The sequence below is a fragment of the Flavicella sp. genome (assembly GCF_029238425.1).
GTDB lineage: Bacteria > Bacteroidota > Bacteroidia > Flavobacteriales > Flavobacteriaceae > Flavicella.
The window spans coordinates 59966-75666 of sequence record NZ_JAQWGB010000073.1; the positions used below are offsets into that span (position 1 = coordinate 59966).

The following is a 15701-nucleotide window of genomic DNA, read 5'->3' on the forward strand; positions in this document are numbered from 1 at the left end:
TCAATTTACGGTTATTATGGCTACTTTGCCATTAAATTTTGATTGAATTTTATAGGTATCGGTAGCTATAGAAGATAAAAACTTCTGACTGTCAGTCATATTTGCGTTATCGACATAAATATGTGTATTTGAATAAAAGTTAGGTTCTAACAATTTAAAGAGGGGCAAGTACAAGTCCATCCAACCATCTAAAACTAATAAATCTATACTATTGCTGTAGTTTTTTAAGGTAACCAATGCATCACCAACTTTTATGTCAATTAGGCTTTCTACTCCTGCTTTTTTAAAATTATTTATTGCCTTTTTGGCTTTTGATTCTAATAATTCGGTAGTGGTAATATATCCACCAAATTTTGCAACCCCTTGAGCCAAATACAATGTTGAAATCCCAAATGAAGTTCCGAATTCGACTATGTTTTTCAGCTTTTTATCTTGAATCAAATGCACCAACGCCTCACCTTGATCTTTGGATATAGCTAAATAAGCATCTTCAAAATTTTCTGGTTTAAACGATCTGAATAAACTTTTTGCCGCTCCTTTGAGCATTTTTAACTTGTCGTATTTTGCATCCTGATATAGGGCGTTGATAACAGCAGCAAGTGTATGTTCCTCTGTTTGTGTCATTTTATAGTGTTTTTAATTACAGTATAAAATTACTCTAAGTAAATACTTAATAGCTGATACAAATGAGGCTAATAATGGTGAAAGTAGGAAGTATTGGTTTTTCGTGAAATATTCGAATAATTAATATATAGCTTATATGTTGAAATTATACTTTTTAAGTTTTTGATTTTTAAAACAGTTTGTATTTTAGTAAAATAAATAAATATTGATTGATACTAGATTGTTTTCTATTCTGAATGGTTACAACTAGTAGGTATGAATCACATAAATGTATTTTAATATGTATAAACTATTTACTACTTTTTTTTTATTAGCAATTACTCATTTTTATAGTTTCGCCCAAAATGATTCTTTAGTTCTTGTTAATGGTAATATCATCGATGGTGACTTGAAAAGTATGGACAAAGGTGTACTTACAATTGAGCCTACGTATTCCGATTCTGACTTTAAAATAAAATGGGAAGATATAAAAGAAATGAAAACCTTTCAACGGTATTTAATTACACTTTCTGATGGAAGGAGAATCAATGGGACTTTTAGGAGTTCTGGTGATGGAATGGTTTTTATTGCTAATGAAAATGGTGCTGATATTACCATTAGGCAATCTGAAATTGTTACTGTAAATAGTGTCGATAGTAGTTTTTTAAGTCGTATTTCTGCGAATATTGATTTTGGGTTATCACTTACTAAAGCGAATAACCAACGTCAATTGAATGGAAATCTTAGGATTGGGTATATTGCAGATACTTGGTCTACAGAATTGTATTATAATACCTTATTAACAGCTCAGGACGATGTGGAAGACATACAAAGAAATGATGCCGGGCTTGGTGCTCGTTATTTTCTACCATCTGATTGGAACCTATCTGCAGATATAGATTTACTTTCCAATACAGAACAGTCCTTAGATTTGCGTACCACAGCCATGCTAGGTGTTGGTAATTATATTATTCATACGAATGCATCCTATTGGAATTTATCTACAGGAATGGCTTACAATAATGAGTCATTTTCAGCGATTATTGCAGATGATGGTTTTATTACGCCAGAATCTACAAGGAATTCTGTTGAAGGATTTATTGGAACAGAATTAAATTTATATGATGTAAGTGATTTAAATCTATTTACTAATATCATCGCGTACCCAACGATTGTCGCAGATGAAAATGTAGAAGCGGGTCGTTTTCGTACCAATTTTAGATTTGATGCAAAATATGATGATTTTATATTAAAAGATTTCTACGTAAGAGCAGGATATACACTCAATTATGATAATAGACCAGTTGAAGAGGGTAAAGAAATAGATTATGTGTTTACCACAGGTTTTGGTTGGGAATGGTAATCATGATTTCTTATTTAAATAAAAAACCTCAACAATACTGTCAGTCAGTTTGTTGAGGTTTTGTTTTGTGGAGACGCCGGGAATCGAACCCGGGTCCAAACAAGCAACCGCAAGGCTTTCTACATGCTTAGTTTCTAATTAATTTTCGATCCAATGCCGCTTAAAAACAAGCTACAAGAGACTTATCTTCTTTAATTTCGAAAAAATATCGAAGCCTATTTTTTCTATGTATACTTTTACGACACCTCAAAATGGAACGCCGCATACCAAGGCTTTCCGGAGATGCATAGCCTGCTCACCTTGTGAGCCGAGGCCCATCCTACTATAATTCAGATTAGGCAGCCATGGCGAAAGATTCTTCACCGTATAAAATGTTGAAACCGAGTTTTACGAGAGTTGTTTCCTTTCTCGACATGCTTACATATTGATTGATCTCGCTGTCAAAACCAGTCGTCCCCATGTTTCTAAATATGTTTCAGAAACTATTCAATGAGCTGGCTGCAAAATTAGACAAAATAATAAGATATTCAGCGATTGTTTTGTGAGAAATTTGAAAAGAAATAATATTTTTGATGTTGTTAAAAATCAAGAATGCAAGAGCAACAAGAGTATTTAAAAAAATTAGCACATACAAGAATGCCCTTTGGGAAGTTTAAGGGAACGTATCTTATTGACTTGCCCGAGCATTATATCGTTTGGTATCATAACAAAGGTTTTCCAAAAGGACAAACAGGGGATATGTTACGTTTGGTATATGAATTAAAATTAAATGGATTGGAACATCTGATCCATAAAATTAGAAAAGACTCAAGTCGTTAATCAATTCTGAACTGGAGTATCATTTCAGTCTCCAATAAAACATTTAAAGTAGTATTCTTTTTGCCTGCAACAGGTATTTTTAAAATAGCTTTACTCCCTTCAAATTCAGGTATGATAGAGGTTAGATAATAATCGTTTTCAAACGCAAAACCCATTTCCGATGCAGGAGGTAGATTGTCTATTTCTATAAGAATAAATGCTTTGTTTTTCGGATGAATAATTCCCGATATTGGGGCTAATAATTTTAGATTATTGTCAAAAAACAAAGAAGAATATATAGGCTGACTTGTGAATTCTTTTTCATTTAATGAAGGCTGAGTCAATTGCCATTTTTTTTCTTCTGGGTAGTGTGTTGTGAGTAAGTCTTTCGGAGCGGTAAAAAAATAATGTGCATCAAAATCTTTAACCCAGTGTTCAGAGTCTCTGCTGTATCCTGCACCCCAAGTAGTGTCAATCAGTTTCCATTGATTGTTAATATACACAGCATTCCATGCATGTTTTCCGCTTAAAGGTAATTTGCCAATTTGAGAAAATGGACTTCGACTGTATCCACTGATAATTTCACATCTGATGTTTAGTATATCACAGACCTCCTTGAAAACCATAGAATAGCCTTCACAAATGGCTCTTTTTTCTTGCATTGTTTTGGATATGATTTCTAAATCTCGCGCTCTGATTTTCTGTTCTAGTTCCTCCTTAGAACTATACCGGAAACTATAGTTGGTAGCCCCATAATTCAATTCATTTATATTGTAATCTATATGATGGGTTAGCCAAATAAATAATGCACGTACTTGATCGCTTTGATCTTTGAAGTCATCAGAAATATGTGTAGCCAAAACCTTGGCATCAGAGATACCACTGCTGTAACTTAAAGCAATCTCATCTATTTTTTCAAACTTTTGCGCGTAGGAGTGAAGCACTACAAAGAGAGCTGTAAATAGAAAAGACTGTTTTACATTTCTGAAAAACAGTCTTTGTATTTTGTTAAGAACAAACATTAACTTAATGTATTGATCGTTTTTCTGATAGCAACCAAATTACCTAATAAGCTTTCTAGATGTTGTAAATCTAACATATTTGCACCGTCTGATTTGGCATTTGCAGGATCAAAATGTGTTTCTAGGAACAAACCATCTACACCTGTTGCAATTCCAGCTCTGGCAATAGTTTCAATCATGTCAGGTCTTCCTCCGGTAACTCCGCTTGTTTGGTTGGGTTGTTGCAAAGAATGTGTTACATCTAAAACCGTAGGAGCAAAGGCTTTCATTTCAGGAATACCTCTAAAGTCAACAATCATGTCTTGGTATCCAAACATAGTTCCTCTATCCGTAATCCAAGCTTTTTCATTTCCGCTATCAATTACTTTCTGAACGGCATGTTGCATAGCACCTGGACTCATAAATTGTCCTTTTTTCAAGTTTACCACTTTTCCTGTTTTAGCGGCAGCCGCTACCAAATCAGTCTGACGAACCAAAAAAGCTGGGATCTGCAAAACATCAACATATTCGGCTGCAATCACAGCATCTTCATTTGTATGAATATCTGTTACTGTAGGAACGTCAAAAGTCTCAGAAACTTTACGCAATATTTTCAAGGCTTTTTCATCACCAATTCCAGTAAAACTATCAATTCTAGAACGATTTGCTTTTTTAAAACTTCCTTTAAAAACGTAAGGAATTTCTAGTTTATCTGTGATGCTTACCACCTTTTCAGCAATTCGTAAAGCCATATCTTCTCCTTCTATGGCACAGGGACCAGCTAAAAGAAAAAAGTTACCACTGTCTGTATGTTTTATTTTTGGAATAAGATTTAAATCCATTTGTTTCATTTTTTTTACAAAGATAGGTTTTCAATTAGCAACTCGCAATTAACAAAGTGTAATAGAAAACTTGTGCAATAATTAAAAAATCTCAATTCAATTGTGTCAATTCTCAAGAGTATTTCTTTTTTTACCAAAGACCAAAGACCAAAGACCAAAGACCAAAATCCTATTTCGCCAAATCATAACTTCTGTCCCAATCTTTCCAAACGACTTCATAACCTTGGTTTTGAATCATTTCTTTGATTTCGTTTGTAGAACGTTCGTCAGAAATTTCAAATTGTTCTAAAGATTGTGGTTCAACAGCATAACCACCTGGATTCGTTTTGGACTCTGCGCTGATAGAAGTAATCCCTAATTTGATGATGTTATTTCTAAAGACCTCATTTTCTCTAGTCGACATAGATAATTCAACATCTTCATCTAACAATCTGTAGGCGCAAATCAATTGTACCAAGTCAGAATCGGTCATTTCTACCTTAGGTTGTACATCACCTTGATGAGGTCTCAGTCTAGGGAAAGAAATGGAGTATTTTGTTTTCCAATAGGTTTTCTGCAAATATTTTAAATGCAATGCAGTATAAAAACTATCCACACGCCAGTCTTCCAATCCAAATAAAGCACCAATTCCAATTTTATGAATTCCGGCTCTTCCTAATCGATCGGGTGTATCCAACCGGTAATCAAAATTCGATTTTTTCCCTTTGGGATGATGCGTTTTATAAGTAGCTTTATGATACGTTTCTTGGTATACTAGTACTGAGTATAATCCGGCATCAATTAATTGTTCGTACTCATGCTGATCTAAAGGCTGTACTTCAATAGTAATATTTGAAAATTCAGAGCGAATCAAATCAATCGCGTGCTTTAAATACGACACGCCAACAGTTTTGTTAGCCTCTCCAGTAACCAATAAAATATGATCGTAACCAAGTTTTTTAATATGAGCTACTTCTTGCAATATCTCCGCATCAGAAAGTGTTTTTCTTCTGATTTTGTTGGTCATGCTAAAACCACAATAGGTACAAATATTCTGACATTCATTGGATAAGTACATCGGAATGTACATCTGAATGGTATTCCCAAAACGCTTTTTTGTAAGGGCATGACTTCTTTGTGCCATTTCCTCTAAAAATGGTTTGGCAGCCGGAGAAATCAATGCTTTGAAATCAGAAATATCAATCTTGTCTTTTCTTAAAACACGTTCTACATCAACCGATGTATATTGATAAATTTCCTTTTCTAGTTCATCCCAGTTGTATTGTTCGAAAATAGCTTGGAAGCTATTTTTAGCCATTGGCTTTTGGTCTTTGGCCTTTGGTTTCACATCTTCCATTATAATTTAATTTTTTGATGAAAAGCATTTAATATTTTTCTAATGCTTATTAGCTCTTCGTTAATCTTATTAAAATCATTTTCATTTAAATATTTAATATCGAAAGAAAATCGAATTAAATATTCAGTTTCAGCAGCCGATCCAGAAGCTATATTTATAAAATGAGCAAATTCCTTTTGAGAATGCCTGCCAGATCCTTCAACAATATTTGTAGGGATAGACAGTGAAGACCTGCGTAATTGAGAAGTAATGCCATACATTTCTTCTTTAGGGAAATATTTAGTCACACCATAAACTTCTAAAGCTAGTTGATGCGATTTTTTCCAAATTTCATATTTACGATAATCTCTCATAGAAATAGTTGCTAATGACTAATGGCCAAAAACTAAAGGCAATTAATTTAAAAAACTCGTCAATGGACTACTTGCTTCAGCATGTTTTTTGATGCTTGCTAATTTTGCATTGTAAGCCATTCTTCCTGCTTGTACTGCCATTTTAAAAGCCTTTGCCATTTCTGTAGGGTTTTCTGAAACAGCAATAGCAGTATTTACCAATACGGCATCTGCACCTAGTTCCATTGCATAGGCAGCATGAGAAGGGCTTCCTATTCCAGCATCAACGATGACAGGAACATTGCTTTGCTCAATAATGATTTCTAAAAAATCCACTGTTTTGATTCCTTTGTTTGTTCCAATTGGAGCCCCTAAAGGCATTACGCATTGGGTTCCAACTTCCTCTAATCTTTTACATAAAACTGGATCAGCATGAATATATGGCATCACAACAAAACCAAGTTTTACCAACTCTTCTGCTGCTTTTAATGTTTCAATAGGATCTGGCAATAAATATTTTGGGTCTGGATGAATTTCTAATTTAATCCAGTTTGTTTCTAAAGCTTCTCTAGCCAATTGCGCAGCAAATACGGCTTCTTTGGCATCACGTACCCCAGAAGTATTTGGCAATAAATTTACATGTGGCTTTTGTATGCTTTGTAACATTTTATCTTGCTCATTGTCCACATCAACACGTTTCAGTGCAACGGTTACCAATTCACTGTCAGAAGCCAAAATAGCATCTGCCATTAAATCATTTGAACTGAATTTTCCCGTTCCTGTAAATAAACGTGAGTTGAATTCTTTGTCGGCTATTTTTAAAATATCTGTCATTTTTTATGGCTTATGGCATTTGGCATTTGGCTTTTGGCAGCTAAGTGCAAACAGCTGAAGGCTAATGGCCAGTTTGTAATTTTATTGTTCTTTTGATTATTTTTTTTAATACTTCTTTATCGATATCAGCAAGTTTATTCACATACAAACAACCAACTCCGGTTTTGTGTTTTCCTAATTGATCCAATAAATCTTGACTTTGTTTGATATCACATCCCATTAGATACATGGAGATATTTGCCTTCCGAGGCGAAAAACCACAGGTAAACCAATTGTCTTCACAACCTGATTTTGTCTTGTATTTAAATTGTCCAAATCCAATAATACTTTCTCCCCACATCACGGGTTTCTCCCCAGTCAGTTCTTGCATCATAGCTAATATTTCAAAGCTATCCTGTCTTTTCTGCTCTTTTTCTACGCTGTTTAAAAATTCTTCAACGCTAGCAGCTGTGGGTTGTGTTTTATTGGCCATGGGTTAAAATTTTATTTGAAATTGTTAATATCAAATCTTTGCTCCAATTTATCTTCGCCTTTTAAGATTTGATAAAAAGTATTGATTTTATTAAAGTCTTTTGTGGCTTCTCCAGAAACAGCAATTCCATGAACCCCTGTAGTCATAATTTCTGGCACATCTTCCAAAGTAATTCCACCAATCGCAACAATTGGAGTCTCCGTTTTCAATTCTTCTAAAATTGTCAAGTAACCATTTGTTCCCAAAATTGGACTTAAATTGTCTTTTGTTGTTGTGAAACGAAAAGGACCTAAACCAATATAGTCTACTTTTTTGTCTAATAGGTTTTTACAATCTTCTAGAGTGTTTGCTGTACCACCAATTATTTGCCAAGTGTATAAATGTTTTCTAGCTTCCAAAGGAGAAGTATCCGTTTTTCCTAAATGAACACCATCTGCTTTTACTTCTTTGGCTATTTTATAATGATCATTGATAATCAACCTAGTTTGAAAATGACCTGTGATTTCTCTAGCTTCTTGTGCGGCTTTTAAAATCTTTTTTTCAGAATAATTTTTCAAACGAAGTTGTACTAGTTCAGCACCAGCTTGACAAGCTTGTTGAATGTTTTCAAGGTGTTCCTTTACGGTTGTTCCTTGTGATATATAGTGTAATTTACTTATGCTCATTTTTTTCTAGTTATAAAAGTTACCCTTCGACAGGCTCAGTGTCCGAGTTAGTCAAATTAGTATTAAGAAGTTCTCGATACAATTTTTCGTTCCTCAAAATCACTCGAATTGACATGTTTCATTTTATCATGACTATTTAATTGTTGTATGTTTTCCTAATAAACCTGAGTCACTATTCAAAAAATCTTCTGTATAATATTTTGCATTTTGAGCGGCATCTTCTAGAACAATTTCAAGAGCTAAATTACTAGCTAGTGAAGAAGATAAAACACATCCGCTTCCATGTTTTTCATTTATTGAACTTGCATTTGGTGGGATATTTACCATGACAATATGGCTATGGTACAATTCATCCCAACCTTTTTTCTCTTTTCGATGTCCTCCCTTTAAATAAATATTAGTCATGCTACACACATGCTCAACGGTATCATCAATATCTAATTCGGGATACAAACTTTGAATTTCATCGTAATTTGGAGTGATGATATAACATTGTTTCCAAATAGAATCTAGTAATCCTTGACTTTCTTTTGAATGAAAATCGAAACCAGCACTTGCTTTAAATATTGGGTCTAAAACAATTTTGATATTTCTGTTTAGGACGTTTAATTTGTTTACTATAAGTGACAAGGTCGACCAAGATTCTACAATTCCAATTTTAACAACAGGAATTTCAAAACGTTCAAAGAGTATTTCTATTTGAGAAAGAATTACTTCAGTATCTATCCAAATACATTTTTTAAAATCCACATCATTCTGAACGGTTATAGCAGAGCATACAGACAAACCATACAAGTCATGTGCTTCAAATGTTTTGATATCTGAAGTCAAACCAGCACCCCCTGAAGGGTCGTGACCAGCAATACTTAATATGTATTTAAAATTACCAGTTGGCAATGTGCAATTATCAATTTTATCTTTGTTCATTTTCTTTGGACTTTTTGATAATTGTGAATAATATTTTTAGAATTTGTCCTAGTTCTTCAAAAAGAGAGTCAAATTCATCAATACTTATATACCCTGTGTCTTTTAATAATCTTAACCAATATTTTGTCTCTCGGGCTTCTTTGTATGCAATATTCAGTTTGTATATAAAATCTTTTTTAGAACAACCACCAATTGCTTCTTCAGTATTAGCACCAATTGAAGTCCCAGAACGTAATATTTGTTTAGACAGTACATATTCTTTTTTCTCATCCACTAGGTACTGAGAAAGCTTAACGGTTTTAACCGCAAACGAATAGGTTTTATCTAAAATAATATTGTTTGACATTTTTAATTGTTCTCTGCTAATTGTACCCTGTTAATTGTTAACTGCTAATTGTTCATTGTAAATTGTTCATCTTAACAAATTCATTGACAGGTTCATCGCTATTCCAAATTCCTCCTAAAACTCCTACACCTTGAAAGCCGAGACGATTAAAGTCATCAAGATTCTCAGTTGTAACTCCGCCCATTCCAATAATAGTTTTATCAATAGAGTTTACATCAAAGCCTCTTCCTTCATATCCTTGTTTAGAAATGGATGAAAAAACCGGACTCAATAAATGATAATCAAACTCAAAACTGCATGTTTCTAATTGTTCAGGTTCATGAAAAGAAGAACTGATAGTTTTACCAAACATATTATCAAACTTGGTAAAATAATCACTTGGTGTATCCAAGCAATCTCTTCTTTTTTGTTCTTGAAAATGAATTCCTTTTAAATCAAATTTATTGATCAATTCATGAAAATAATGCACTACAATTCTGTTGTGATATTTCTCATCAATCTGTTGTAGATACTCACAATGTTCTTGATAATTTTTATCAGGTTTTCTCAAATGATAGTATTCAAGTCCCTCTTGAAATAACTGATGTAGTATTTCAATTTCATTAGGTATATCCTTTTCTGGAGCTATTAATACAATCATTCTCAATGGGTAATTAGCAATTAACAATGTGCAATTGGCAATCTTTGTAATTGCTAATTGCACATTGTTAATTGAAGATTGTTTTATAAATAAACTTCTGATCCTTTGTCTTTAAATTCCTGAGATTTTTCTTCAAAACCTTTAGCAATCACCTCGTTGTTATCTGCAATTTCATTTTCAGCTGCAAAGTCACGAACTTCTTGAGAAATTTTCATTGAACAGAATTTAGGTCCACACATAGAGCAGAAATGTGCAACCTTGGCTCCATCTGCAGGCAATGTTTCATCGTGGTATTCTAAAGCACGCTCAGGATCCAATCCTAGGTTGAATTGATCTTCCCAACGGAATTCAAAACGAGCCATGCTTAAAGCATTATCTCTATGTTGAGAACCTGGATGTCCTTTGGCTAAATCTGCTGCATGGGCTGCTAGCTTATAGGTAACAACTCCCACACGAACGTCTTCTTTATTTGGCAATCCTAAGTGTTCTTTTGGAGTTACATAGCACAACATTGCACATCCGTACCAACCAATCATAGCAGCACCAATACCAGAAGTAATATGGTCATATCCAGGAGCGATGTCTGTTGTTAAAGGTCCTAATGTATAGAAAGGAGCCTCGTCACAAGCTTCAATTTGTTTTTCCATGTTTTCCTTAATCATATGCATTGGAACGTGACCTGGTCCTTCAATAAAGCATTGAACTTCATGCTTACGAGCAATTTGTGTCAATTCTCCCAAAGTTTCTAATTCAGCAAACTGCGCTTCATCATTGGCATCAGCCACAGAACCTGGACGTAATCCATCTCCTAATGAGAAAGCAACATCGTATGATTTTAAGATTTCACAAATCTCTTCGAAGTGCGTATATAAGAAACTTTCTTTATGATGTGCCAAACACCATTTTGCCATGATAGAACCACCACGAGATACGATTCCAGTAACACGTTTTGCTGTCATTGGAACATAACGCAACAATACACCGGCATGGATTGTAAAGTAATCTACTCCTTGCTCAGCTTGTTCAATCAATGTATCACGGAAAATTTCCCATGTCAAATCTTCAGCAACACCATTTACTTTTTCTAAAGCTTGGTAAATTGGCACAGTTCCGATTGGCACTGGTGAGTTACGTACAATCCACTCACGAGTTTCATGAATATTTTGTCCTGTAGACAAGTCCATGATGTTATCAGCTCCCCAACGGCAAGCCCAAACTGCTTTTTCTACCTCTTCTTCAATAGAAGATGTAGTGGCAGAGTTTCCAATATTTGCGTTGATTTTTACCAAGAAGTTACGACCTAAAATCATAGGTTCAGCTTCAGGGTGATTGATGTTTGATGGTATTACCGCACGTCCTCTTGCAACTTCTTCTCTTACAAATTCAGGAGTGATTTTAGCAGGGATCGCTGCTCCAAAATGTTCTCCTGGATGTTGTTTTCTGATTTCAGTCATTTCGTCAATTCGTTGATTTTCACGAATGGCGATGTATTCCATTTCTGGAGTAATGATTCCTTTTTTAGCGTAATGTAACTGTGTTACATTTTGACCTTTTTTTGCACGTTTTGGTTTGTTTTTTAGATTGAAACGCATGTGGTCTAAACTAGCATCGTTCAATCTTTCATTACAGTACTCAGAAGTAAATGAATCCAATTCTTCTACATCATTACGATCTAAAATCCACTGCTCTCTAATTCTTTCGATACCTTCGTGCACATTGATTTCTTTACTTGGATCTGTATAAGGTCCAGAAGTGTCATATACAGTAACTGGCTCGTTCGGAGTCATTTTTCCTGTCATAGAATCTTTGGTGTCACTCAAAGAAATTTCGCGCATGGCTACTTTAATCTGTGGGTGAAGTTTTCCTTCTACATAAATCTTTTTTGAATTAGGAAAAGGGTTTCTTGTGATTTTCCCCTCCTGTGGTGCTGTGTCTTTGTTTTTCATTTATACTTAGCTTTTGGCCTTTGGCAGTTAGCCTTTGGCGTTATTCTTAATTTATATATAATTTCACCAATAGCTAAAGGCTATAGGCTAATAGCTTTATTTATCCTCCCTGAGTTGCTTGAATGATAAGCACTTCGTCATTTTCTTTTAAAACATGTTCGCTCCAAGAATGTTTTAAAACAACGGTTTCATTGATAGCAACTGCGATTCCATTTTGCGTATGCTGTAATGCTTTTAACAACGCTTCTATGGAAGTGTTATCAGAAATTTCTTTTTGAGTATTGTTTACGCTTATAATCATTGTACATTATTTATTGCGAAAACTTTAGCAGGCCATGCCTGTTTTTATTGAAGTAGTACACGATGTCGGACATCGCTTAGTAAATAATAAAAGAGTCAACTGACTCTACTTTTTCCTACGTAAGCACTAACTTATTCAGGTTCAAAGGGTAATTCTCAGTCCATCGTCGATGGACACCCCTAAAGTTTATCGGCTACAAATATATTCAATTTTCTTTATAGTTGTTGCATGATTTATTCACAGGTTTTTAGAATTGTTGATATCCTGATTTTAAAGGGAATTAAATAAAAGTGTACATTTAGCTAATAAAATTCTATTCATGAAAATTAAAAGAAAAATTATCAAAGCCTGTATGGCAATATTGTTTTTATCAATTATTGATATTTCGGCTCAGGAAGTTGAAATTATGTCCGAACAAGTGAAAAAACATCTATACACTCTTGCTTCAGATACCATGGAAGGACGTAAAGTTGGAACCGAAGGGATTGAAAAAGCGGCACAATATATTGAATCGGAATTTAAAAAGCTTGGTTTGAAACCTTTTCAAGGAGCGAAAGATTACCGACAGACTTTTTCTAAGGGAGGAATGGAATTGTCAAATATTATTGGGGTTTTAGAAGGTAGTTCAAAGAAGAAGGAATGGGTAGTGGTTTCTGCACATTACGATCATTTAGGGATTCTAAAAGCCGTCAAAGGAGATTCTATAGCCAATGGAGCAGATGACGATGCTTCTGGGGTGACTGCAGTATTGACTTTGGCCAAGTATTGGAAGAAAAGAGGAGGGAATAAAAGAAGTATTGTGTTTATTGCATTTACTGGAGAGGAAAAAGGTTTGTGGGGATCCACTTATTTTGGCAGTCAAGGAAATGCAGAAAATTGCATCGCAGGAATCAATATTGAAATGATAGGAAAGGATTCAAAATTTGGACCAAAAACAGCTTTTTTAACCGGCTATGAGAGATCTGACTTTGGAAAAATTATTCAAAAAAATCTAAAAGGAACAGATTATACATTGCACCCTGATCCTTATAAGAAGTTCAATTTATTTTATCGATCAGACAATGCTTCTTTGGCACGATTGGGAGTGCCGGCACATACCTTTTCAACCTGTCCGATTGACAAGGATCGTTATTATCATACCGTAGATGACGAGGTAGAAACTTTAGAAATAAAAACGATTACCAATACCATCAAAGCCATTGCGATTGGAACGGAATCCATCATTTTAGGAAAAGATACTCCAACAAGAGTGACTTTGGAGTCATCCACCAGTGCACATTAATGTTTTTGGCTGTGAAGTACTAATTTGGTCAACGACTATCGTAATTGTTTGGTAAAATAGTATCTTAGAAGGAAGAAATAGAAAAAGAAAACAATTAAAAGAAAAAATGGCTTACAACGAATATTTATCTGAACGCATAGAAAATTATTTTTTAGATAAAAAAATCCAATATAGAGGAATGAAAATGATGGGAGGTTATTGTTTTATGGTGGATGAGAAAGTGTGTGTGGGTGTGGTTAGAGATGAAGTCATGGCGAGAATTGGAACAGAAAACTATGAAGAAGCTTTGAAGAAAGAAGGCTGTAAAGAAATGAATTTTACAGGTAGGGCTATGAAAGGGTATGTTTTTTTGACAGAGGCTGCTACCGATTTAGAGTCTGATTTAGAATATTGGTTGGACTTGGCATTAGCTTTCAATCCATTTGCCAAAGCTAGTAAGAAGAAAAAGAAAAAATAGCGATATGAAATTTGATAGAAAAGAGTTGGTGCATCGTTCCAAGGTGTTTTTATATAGTTTGATCGACATTGAATACGAAAAAAAATCAATGGTCATCGAGGAGGTAGACGAAGAGGTGTTTCTTCCTGATGGTTATCTAGAAAGATTTTCAACCTATCCTGTAGAAAATCAAGCCCAGTTAAAAGGGAGGGATGATGAACTGAAAAATTTAAAGATCGCTTATGAAAACTGGAAAATAAACAATGCTCCTCTGCTAGTGGTCTCTGATTTTGGAGAGGGATCAAGTTCTTTGATGTATAGTAGCATTAGCTTGTATGAAAATGTAAAAATTATAGAGAATAAAAGTGCCATACATTCTCAGGAAAAATTATTGAAGATTTTAAAAGGTGTTTTTGAGTTAGAGGGTGATTATAAAAATATCAGTGCACTTAAAGAAGATTTATTTGCTCAAGAAAAAAATTACGTGATTGTTTTTGAAAATATTGAACGCATGTTTTTAAGAGAAATCGGCGGTTTTAAGCTGATAGAAGAATTTTTGTTATTTGTGCATAGAACCAAATTAAGAGTTTATTGGGTTATAACCGTAAAAAAATACAGCAATTATTTTTTAAGCAATGTGAAGTTATTTAGTTCTAATTTTTCATCTATTTTACGATTAGGACCCATATCAAATGAAGTGTTGATTGAGGAATTAGTCAGTAGAAATGAAGGTTATAAGTTGGTGTATTTAAAACCGACTCGTTTGACAAAAAAATTGAATAAAAGCTTGAAAAAGGCTGCTCCAGAGCTGAGACAAGAGTTGCTTAAAGCGGAGTATGATAGGTTATTGACTCTTTATGCTAAAGGAAATATTTCAAGGGCAATTCATTTTTCAAAATTATCAGCCATAAGAGTCAAAGATGATACGGTGTTCTTAAAACCCTATCAGCAAAAAGTAATTCCCACCTTGTCTTTGAATGAGATGTTTTTAATAGAAGCACTATTGCAGCATTCTAGATTGACTATTGTTGAATTTAACAATATTCTGAGAAATACAAAAAGAGAAACACGCTTGGCCATTGAAAAGTTGTTGGAGCAACAATTGATCTTAGTCTATAGGGAAAATTCAGGTAGAGTAGAGTATGGAATAAATATTATTTATTTAACTCCATTGAAAACATTGATGCAAGATAGGTTGAACCGAAAATATGTAATATGAAAAAGATATATTTATGTAGCGTAGCGCTGTTTATTGGCTTGGTTTCATTTGCGCAAGAAATGGTACCGGTTACGGATGTAAAGGACAATGTGTCTGAAACGATTACCGCAGCCACAGAAATTATTTCATTTACCAAAATTCTTACCATAATAGTAGTGTTGATATTGGTATGGGGATTTATAAAAGTTCTCAACTGGTTTATAGAGAATTTGGTAAAGAATTTCAATCGCTATCGATTGAAAATTTTAAGGGTGCAACCCATGATTATTGTTGTGCTTTGGATTACTACAATCTATACGCTTATTTTAACATTATTCAAACCCTCAGCAGAAACTGTGTATGCACTAATGGGATCTTC

Annotated in this window: 19 protein-coding genes, 1 other RNA gene and 1 riboswitch; of the genes, 6 read left to right on the forward strand and 14 right to left on the reverse strand. The window is 34.2% G+C overall.

Annotation, left to right across the window (positions count from 1 at the left end; genetic code table 11):
- The gene (locus tag P8H68_RS05285; RefSeq protein ID WP_300322339.1) at window positions 1-624 is read right to left on the reverse strand and encodes a class I SAM-dependent methyltransferase; all 624 of its coding nucleotides are present in this window, start codon (window positions 622-624) and stop codon (window positions 1-3) included.
- A 280-nt stretch (window positions 625-904) separates the two neighbouring features.
- Between P8H68_RS05285 and P8H68_RS05290 the strand changes: the two genes are divergently transcribed.
- Window positions 905-1966 (forward strand): DUF481 domain-containing protein, encoded by a 1062-nt coding sequence (locus P8H68_RS05290; RefSeq protein WP_300322340.1) that lies wholly within the window; start codon window positions 905-907, stop codon window positions 1964-1966.
- 65 nt (window positions 1967-2031) lie between these two features.
- Here the strand turns inward: P8H68_RS05290 and ssrA are convergent.
- Window positions 2032-2424, reverse strand: a transfer-messenger RNA (tmRNA) gene (gene ssrA / locus P8H68_RS05295).
- Window positions 2425-2557: 133 nt separating this feature from the next.
- Here ssrA and P8H68_RS05300 point away from each other — a divergent pair.
- Window positions 2558-2785, forward strand: coding sequence for a DUF3820 family protein (locus tag P8H68_RS05300; RefSeq protein ID WP_300322341.1), 228 nt, complete (start codon window positions 2558-2560; stop codon window positions 2783-2785).
- Here the strand turns inward: P8H68_RS05300 and P8H68_RS05305 are convergent.
- The 12 genes from P8H68_RS05305 to thiS form a co-directional block, all read right to left on the reverse strand.
- Window positions 2782-3786, reverse strand: coding sequence for a transglutaminase domain-containing protein (locus tag P8H68_RS05305; RefSeq protein ID WP_300322342.1), 1005 nt, complete (start codon window positions 3784-3786; stop codon window positions 2782-2784). The two genes, P8H68_RS05300 and P8H68_RS05305, sit on opposite strands and share 4 nt — an antisense overlap.
- Complete coding sequence (gene kdsA / locus P8H68_RS05310; RefSeq protein ID WP_300322343.1) at window positions 3786-4607, reverse strand: 3-deoxy-8-phosphooctulonate synthase; 822 nt, start codon at window positions 4605-4607, stop codon at window positions 3786-3788. Before kdsA ends, P8H68_RS05305 begins: the two co-directional genes overlap by 1 nt.
- Before the next feature lie 169 nt (window positions 4608-4776).
- Window positions 4777-5943: a 2-iminoacetate synthase ThiH gene (gene thiH, locus P8H68_RS05315; protein WP_300322344.1), complete on the reverse strand. Its 1167-nt coding sequence runs from the start codon at window positions 5941-5943 to the stop codon at window positions 4777-4779.
- Entirely contained in the window at window positions 5943-6296 is a 354-nt protein-coding gene (locus tag P8H68_RS05320) for a four helix bundle protein (RefSeq protein WP_300322345.1), read from the reverse strand. The genes thiH and P8H68_RS05320 overlap by 1 nt, the downstream gene beginning before the upstream one ends.
- Before the next feature lie 42 nt (window positions 6297-6338).
- Window positions 6339-7109, reverse strand: a complete 771-nt coding sequence (locus P8H68_RS05325; RefSeq protein WP_300322346.1) for a thiazole synthase — start codon at window positions 7107-7109, stop codon at window positions 6339-6341.
- Window positions 7110-7170: 61 nt separating this feature from the next.
- Window positions 7171-7581: a DUF1801 domain-containing protein gene (locus P8H68_RS05330; protein WP_300322347.1), complete on the reverse strand. Its 411-nt coding sequence runs from the start codon at window positions 7579-7581 to the stop codon at window positions 7171-7173.
- An 11-nt stretch (window positions 7582-7592) separates the two neighbouring features.
- Window positions 7593-8246 carry a thiamine phosphate synthase gene (thiE, locus tag P8H68_RS05335; RefSeq protein ID WP_300322348.1) on the reverse strand — a complete coding sequence of 218 codons (654 nt, stop codon included), beginning with the start codon at window positions 8244-8246 and terminating at the stop codon, window positions 7593-7595.
- A 132-nt stretch (window positions 8247-8378) separates the two neighbouring features.
- Complete coding sequence (locus P8H68_RS05340; RefSeq protein ID WP_300322349.1) at window positions 8379-9173, reverse strand: hydroxymethylpyrimidine/phosphomethylpyrimidine kinase; 795 nt, start codon at window positions 9171-9173, stop codon at window positions 8379-8381.
- Window positions 9160-9519: a four helix bundle protein gene (locus P8H68_RS05345; RefSeq protein ID WP_300322350.1), complete on the reverse strand. Its 360-nt coding sequence runs from the start codon at window positions 9517-9519 to the stop codon at window positions 9160-9162. Before P8H68_RS05345 ends, P8H68_RS05340 begins: the two co-directional genes overlap by 14 nt.
- 52 nt (window positions 9520-9571) lie before the next feature.
- Window positions 9572-10159: a thiamine phosphate synthase gene (locus P8H68_RS05350; RefSeq protein WP_300322351.1), complete on the reverse strand. Its 588-nt coding sequence runs from the start codon at window positions 10157-10159 to the stop codon at window positions 9572-9574.
- Window positions 10160-10242: 83 nt separating this feature from the next.
- Window positions 10243-12105 (reverse strand): phosphomethylpyrimidine synthase ThiC, encoded by a 1863-nt coding sequence (gene thiC / locus P8H68_RS05355; protein WP_300322352.1) that lies wholly within the window; start codon window positions 12103-12105, stop codon window positions 10243-10245.
- A gap of 100 nt (window positions 12106-12205) precedes the next feature.
- Window positions 12206-12406 (reverse strand): sulfur carrier protein ThiS, encoded by a 201-nt coding sequence (gene thiS / locus P8H68_RS05360; RefSeq protein WP_300322353.1) that lies wholly within the window; start codon window positions 12404-12406, stop codon window positions 12206-12208.
- Window positions 12407-12501: 95 nt separating this feature from the next.
- A riboswitch (TPP riboswitch) is annotated at window positions 12502-12597 on the reverse strand.
- Window positions 12598-12725: 128 nt separating this feature from the next.
- Here thiS and P8H68_RS05365 point away from each other — a divergent pair.
- The 4 genes from P8H68_RS05365 to P8H68_RS05380 form a co-directional block, all read left to right on the forward strand.
- A complete protein-coding gene (locus P8H68_RS05365; RefSeq protein WP_300322354.1) occupies window positions 12726-13688 on the forward strand; it encodes a M20/M25/M40 family metallo-hydrolase in 963 nt (320 codons plus the stop codon).
- A 106-nt stretch (window positions 13689-13794) separates the two neighbouring features.
- A complete protein-coding gene (locus tag P8H68_RS05370) occupies window positions 13795-14145 on the forward strand; it encodes a TfoX/Sxy family protein (protein WP_300322355.1) in 351 nt (116 codons plus the stop codon).
- A 4-nt stretch (window positions 14146-14149) separates the two neighbouring features.
- Window positions 14150-15343 (forward strand): hypothetical protein, encoded by a 1194-nt coding sequence (locus P8H68_RS05375; RefSeq protein WP_300322356.1) that lies wholly within the window; start codon window positions 14150-14152, stop codon window positions 15341-15343.
- On the forward strand, window positions 15340-15701 hold a 362-nt coding region (locus tag P8H68_RS05380), incomplete at its 3' end, for a hypothetical protein (protein ID WP_300322357.1). The genes P8H68_RS05375 and P8H68_RS05380, both read left to right, overlap by 4 nt.

Excerpts from the sequence above, each read along its gene's own strand:
- thiC (WP_300322352.1), bottom strand. The coding sequence starts at position 12,105 with ATGAAAAACAAAGACACAGCACCACAGGAGGGGAAAATCACAAGAAAC.
- P8H68_RS05300 (WP_300322341.1), top strand. The coding sequence starts at position 2,558 with ATGCAAGAGCAACAAGAGTATTTAAAAAAATTAGCACATACAAGAATG.
- thiE (WP_300322348.1), bottom strand. The coding sequence starts at position 8,246 with ATGAGCATAAGTAAATTACACTATATATCACAAGGAACAACCGTAAAG.
- thiH (WP_300322344.1), bottom strand. The coding sequence starts at position 5,943 with ATGGAAGATGTGAAACCAAAGGCCAAAGACCAAAAGCCAATGGCTAAA.
- P8H68_RS05350 (WP_300322351.1), bottom strand. The coding sequence starts at position 10,159 with ATGATTGTATTAATAGCTCCAGAAAAGGATATACCTAATGAAATTGAA.
- P8H68_RS05325 (WP_300322346.1), bottom strand. The coding sequence starts at position 7,109 with ATGACAGATATTTTAAAAATAGCCGACAAAGAATTCAACTCACGTTTA.
- kdsA (WP_300322343.1), bottom strand. The coding sequence starts at position 4,607 with ATGGATTTAAATCTTATTCCAAAAATAAAACATACAGACAGTGGTAAC.
- P8H68_RS05320 (WP_300322345.1), bottom strand. The coding sequence starts at position 6,296 with ATGAGAGATTATCGTAAATATGAAATTTGGAAAAAATCGCATCAACTA.
- P8H68_RS05375 (WP_300322356.1), top strand. The coding sequence starts at position 14,150 with ATGAAATTTGATAGAAAAGAGTTGGTGCATCGTTCCAAGGTGTTTTTA.
- P8H68_RS05345 (WP_300322350.1), bottom strand. The coding sequence starts at position 9,519 with ATGTCAAACAATATTATTTTAGATAAAACCTATTCGTTTGCGGTTAAA.
- thiS (WP_300322353.1), bottom strand. The coding sequence starts at position 12,406 with ATGATTATAAGCGTAAACAATACTCAAAAAGAAATTTCTGATAACACT.
- P8H68_RS05370 (WP_300322355.1), top strand. The coding sequence starts at position 13,795 with ATGGCTTACAACGAATATTTATCTGAACGCATAGAAAATTATTTTTTA.
- P8H68_RS05365 (WP_300322354.1), top strand. The coding sequence starts at position 12,726 with ATGAAAATTAAAAGAAAAATTATCAAAGCCTGTATGGCAATATTGTTT.
- P8H68_RS05340 (WP_300322349.1), bottom strand. The coding sequence starts at position 9,173 with ATGAACAAAGATAAAATTGATAATTGCACATTGCCAACTGGTAATTTT.
- P8H68_RS05305 (WP_300322342.1), bottom strand. The coding sequence starts at position 3,786 with ATGTTTGTTCTTAACAAAATACAAAGACTGTTTTTCAGAAATGTAAAA.
- P8H68_RS05290 (WP_300322340.1), top strand. The coding sequence starts at position 905 with ATGTATAAACTATTTACTACTTTTTTTTTATTAGCAATTACTCATTTT.
- P8H68_RS05285 (WP_300322339.1), bottom strand. The coding sequence starts at position 624 with ATGACACAAACAGAGGAACATACACTTGCTGCTGTTATCAACGCCCTA.
- P8H68_RS05330 (WP_300322347.1), bottom strand. The coding sequence starts at position 7,581 with ATGGCCAATAAAACACAACCCACAGCTGCTAGCGTTGAAGAATTTTTA.